Below are 4,225 nucleotides of genomic sequence, written 5' to 3' on the forward strand. Positions count from 1 at the left end.
AATTCACTATATTTAACCAAACGGAAAGAAATGTCCAGGCTCAGCCTCTCGCCTTTCTTTCCAGCGGAATTTTCGCCGCAAGCGGCTCATCCGAACGCAAAAGCGATCGGCTGAAATTCCGCAACTAATCATACACAATTACGTTGTGCTTCATACCGAAACCAAATAATGAACAACATAATTTTTATTGGAGGAATTCACGGAGTTGGTAAAGGAACCATCTGTAAAGAATTATGTCAATCATTTAAATTCGAGCATCTTTCTGCTAGTAAAGTCCTGAAATGGGAAGAGATTAGCGGTAAAAGAAACAAAAAAGTAAAAAACTTAAATACTACTCAAGACAGATTAATTTATGGCTTATCTCAAATTATTGAACCTGATAAAAAATACTTGCTTGATGGACATTTTTGTTTACTAAATTCTGACGGCAAACCAGAAAAAGTTCCTGAAAATACTTTTAAAAAAATTAATCCTAATGCAATAATTATTATAACTTGTGATGTGCAAACTATTTTAAGCAGATTAGAAAATCGGGACAGGATGAAATATTCTTTAAAGATTTTAGAAGACATGCAAAATTTAGAAATTAAGTTTGCTCAAGAAATCTCCCTAAGATTAAATATTCCCTTTTTTAATGTTAAAACAAGTGATGACAAATCACTTCAAGATTTTTTGAAAGTTTATGAGAGTTCTTATTGACACCAACATAATTATACATAGAGAAGCTAGTCGCATTCAAAACAAAGACATTGGATTACTTTTTAATTGGTTGGACAGATTAAAATATGAAAAATGTGTTCACCCTCTTTCTATCGAAGAAATTTCTGGTTACCAAGACAATGAAGTTGTCGAAACCATGAAAGTCAAAATTGACAATTATAATCTTCTTAAAACAGAATCCAAAGACAACGATACAATCCTAGAGCTCAGAAAAGCTGATAGAACTAAAAATGCTTCTATCGATACAAGTATTCTGAAAGAAGTTTACAATAATCGAGTAAAATATTTAATTACAGAAGATAGAGGAATTCATCATAAAGCAAAAATTTTAGGAATATCAGAAAGAGTTTTTAAAATTGATGATTTTTTAGAAAAATGTATTGCCGAAAATCCAGAGCTAAAGGATTACCAAGTACTTGCGGTTAAAACCGAATACTTTGGAAATATAAACCTAGAGGATAATTTTTTTGATTCATTTAAAGAAGACTATTCTGAATTTGAGAATTGGTTTAATAGTAAATCAGACAAATTATCATATGTCTGTATTACAGATGATAGTGTTAAGGCTTTCCTCTACCTAAAAATTGAAAAGGAAGGAGAAAACTATAGAGATATCTCACCAGCATTTAAATCAAAAAAAAGACTAAAAATAGGGACTCTTAAAGTTACTTCAACAGGATATAAACTGGGAGAACGATTTTTAAAAATAGTTTTTGACAATGCTATAGAAAACAAAGTTGATGAAATATATGTTACCATTTTTGACAAACGTGAAGAACAAAGAAGACTTATTTATCTACTTGAAGATTGGGGTTTTAAAGAATGGGGAATAAAACAAACTGAAAATGGAGACGAAAAAGTATATGTAAGAACTTTTGGTAAAAATTTACCGATAAACACAGATAACCCTAAAGAGACTTTTCCGTTTATATCTAGAAACACAGGGAAATACATTATAAAAATTGAGCCAGAATATCATAGAGAATTATTTCCAGATAGCGTAAATACTAGAGAAAGTAAAGAAGGCTTAATGGATAACGAACCACATCGAAATCGAATTGATAAAGTTTATATTTCTCATAACAAGGACAGGCATTTAAAAAAAGGAGATGTTATCCTTATCTATAGAATTGGAGAAACTAGTCCAAAAAGATTTTCAAGTACTATAACTTCTGTTTGCATTGTCGATGAAGTTTTCAATAAAATTGAGTCTTTTGAAGACTTTTACCAAATCTGTAATAGGAGAACTTTTATAACCAAACCTGAATTAGATAAAAATTGGTGGAATAAAATACCTAAGGTTAGACCTTTTGTAATCAGTCTACTCTATGCTCATTCTCTTCCTACACCAAAACCAACTTTAAATAATCTTATAGAATTAGGAATAATTAAGAGTGTTTTTGATATTCCAAGAGGATTCATTGAGATTAATAATGATCATTTCAATTCTTTAATTAAATTTGCTTACAGCACTAAATAAAATTATGAAGGTAATCTTATCAATAAAACCAGAATTTGCATTTAAAATATTCGAAGGGACCAAAAAGTTTGAGTTTAGGAGAGTATTATTTAAAAACAAAGACGTTAAGAATATTGTCGTTTATGCTTCTGCTCCAATTAGTAAAGTTATAGGAGAATTTGAAATCGATTCTATTTTTCAGCAAGATTTAAATACTCTTTGGAGTAAGACCTCAGAATTTTCAGGAATAACTCAAGATTATTACGCAGATTATTTCGAGGGCAAAAATGAAGGCTATGCGATTAAAGTTAAGAATCCAAAGATGTATGAAAATCAATTATGCATTAAAGAATCTTTTGGATTGAACCCTCCACAATCATTTGCATATTTAAGATAGAAAGGTACGAAAGCACAACAACGTGTATAGTTAATTGCTAGTTTGTGTGTACTCGGAAAATCCTGCGGATTTTACTTTGGTTCGGTTTCTTTTGCTAACTTAGTTCCAGCCAACGCAACAAACCATACACGAAGACGTTGTAGCACATTAGACCAAACCAAAAACGAATGAATAAAACTACAGTATTATTACTACTATTGACAATAGGAATTATTTCCTGTAAAAATTCAGAAAAGGAATCTGACAAATTGGAAATTGCTAAAAAGTTCTACGTTGCGATTGACAATTCAAATTCTTCTAAAACGACTGAATTAATTACCGAGAGATTTACGACTATTGACGACGGATTTGAGCAGAAATATACTGGAAATGAATACGCTGAATGGGTAAAGTGGGATTCTGTATTTCAACCGACTTACGAAATACTCAAAATCGAAAAAGAAAATGGAATTGTAAAAGCAAAAATTTCAAAAATGGATAAGCGAATTTCCTTTCTACACCACGAACCTATTATTACAGACGAAATCATACAATTTGAGGGCAATAAAATAAAGGACATTAATAGGACTTCCGCTTCGTTCAATGTTGAGAAATTTGTTAAAAACAGAGATGAACTTGTAAATTGGATTACGGAAAACCATCCTGAACTGAATGGGTTTTTAAACGACCAAACAAAGAGTGGCGGACTGAATTATTTAAAAGCAATTGAACTGTATAAAAACAAAAAATAACGTGCTACAACAACGTGTAAGCGCAATAACGGCTGAATTTCCTAATCGGAAATCCAACTCGTTTTGCTAAAGGAAGTGCGTCAGCGGAAAGTACTCGCGTACTTTCCCGTTACTGACGCTTACACAAAACCGTTACAGCACATATGAGAAAAACCATCGGTAAAGACATAATCTCACTTCTGATTTCATTAATTCTCGTTTTAATTTCTATCGGAATTACATTGTTTACGGATTACATTCTGAATTATAAGCATTACGTAGGAATTGGACTTGTTGGAATTTCTTTATTCATGTATTTTAACAACAAAAAGTTATATGCTTACATTTTTAGTCTGACTTTAATGCTCGGACTCGTAAATCTCATCGACATTTTTTACTCGAACATAACTTTTGAAATTGGGCCAATAAAATTCAATCTAATATTTCTGAGTTTATTGATCATTTTCCTGCCATTAAATAAAGAACTTTTGAATAAATTATTTCCAGAAAAAGAACTGACTAAAACCGTATTGGCGGAAAGAAATGCCGAAAAACTAAATCTGATTAATAATTACGAGAGAAAGTTCGAATCGAAAACAGAATCTGAATTGAGACATATCGCGGATAAAAATAGCGGATACGTGAACGAGGCAAAAATAGCTTCTAAGAATATTTTAAAGAATAAATACGTGCTGTAACACCGTGTATAATCCATGCTCAAATCTTGCTTCGATTTTAATTCTTATATTTACTTTAGAATCGTGACGACGGAAAATAACGATCATTTCCAATCGCACGATATCATACACAATTACGTTAGGTGCAATTTTAAAATAAGAATTTATAGTTGAAAATCAATCTAATCACTTTACTATTAATGGTATCAATGAACCAAGCATTTGGACAAAACCAAAAAGAAAGGGATTATGGATTTTATGA

Annotated in this window: 5 protein-coding genes; all 5 read left to right on the forward strand. The window is 31.1% G+C overall.

The window, feature by feature from the left end:
* Positions 1 to 168: 168 nt before the first annotated feature.
* The 5 genes from ACU8DI_RS15145 to ACU8DI_RS15165 all read left to right on the forward strand — a co-directional run bounded on the left by ACU8DI_RS15145 (position 169) and on the right by ACU8DI_RS15165 (position 3,984).
* Complete coding sequence (locus ACU8DI_RS15145; protein ID WP_447113635.1) at positions 169 to 699, forward strand: ATP-binding protein; 531 nt, start codon at positions 169 to 171, stop codon at positions 697 to 699.
* A complete protein-coding gene (locus ACU8DI_RS15150; protein ID WP_447113636.1) occupies positions 683 to 2,200 on the forward strand; it encodes a PIN domain-containing protein in 1,518 nt (505 codons plus the stop codon). Before ACU8DI_RS15145 ends, ACU8DI_RS15150 begins: the two co-directional genes overlap by 17 nt.
* 4 nt (positions 2,201 to 2,204) lie before the next feature.
* The gene (locus tag ACU8DI_RS15155; RefSeq protein ID WP_447113637.1) at positions 2,205 to 2,576 is read left to right on the forward strand and encodes a hypothetical protein; all 372 of its coding nucleotides are present in this window, start codon (positions 2,205 to 2,207) and stop codon (positions 2,574 to 2,576) included.
* Between the two features lie 167 nt (positions 2,577 to 2,743).
* Entirely contained in the window at positions 2,744 to 3,307 is a 564-nt protein-coding gene (locus tag ACU8DI_RS15160; protein WP_447113638.1) for a hypothetical protein, read from the forward strand.
* Between the two features lie 143 nt (positions 3,308 to 3,450).
* Positions 3,451 to 3,984, forward strand: coding sequence for a hypothetical protein (locus tag ACU8DI_RS15165; RefSeq protein ID WP_447113639.1), 534 nt, complete (start codon positions 3,451 to 3,453; stop codon positions 3,982 to 3,984).
* Positions 3,985 to 4,225: the final 241 nt, after the last annotated feature.

The organism is Psychroserpens sp. BH13MA-6 (genome assembly GCF_052983595.1).

Excerpts from the sequence above, each read along its gene's own strand:
- ACU8DI_RS15145 (WP_447113635.1), top strand. The coding sequence starts at position 169 with ATGAACAACATAATTTTTATTGGAGGAATTCACGGAGTTGGTAAAGGA.
- ACU8DI_RS15150 (WP_447113636.1), top strand. The coding sequence starts at position 683 with ATGAGAGTTCTTATTGACACCAACATAATTATACATAGAGAAGCTAGT.
- ACU8DI_RS15155 (WP_447113637.1), top strand. The coding sequence starts at position 2,205 with ATGAAGGTAATCTTATCAATAAAACCAGAATTTGCATTTAAAATATTC.
- ACU8DI_RS15160 (WP_447113638.1), top strand. The coding sequence starts at position 2,744 with ATGAATAAAACTACAGTATTATTACTACTATTGACAATAGGAATTATT.
- ACU8DI_RS15165 (WP_447113639.1), top strand. The coding sequence starts at position 3,451 with ATGAGAAAAACCATCGGTAAAGACATAATCTCACTTCTGATTTCATTA.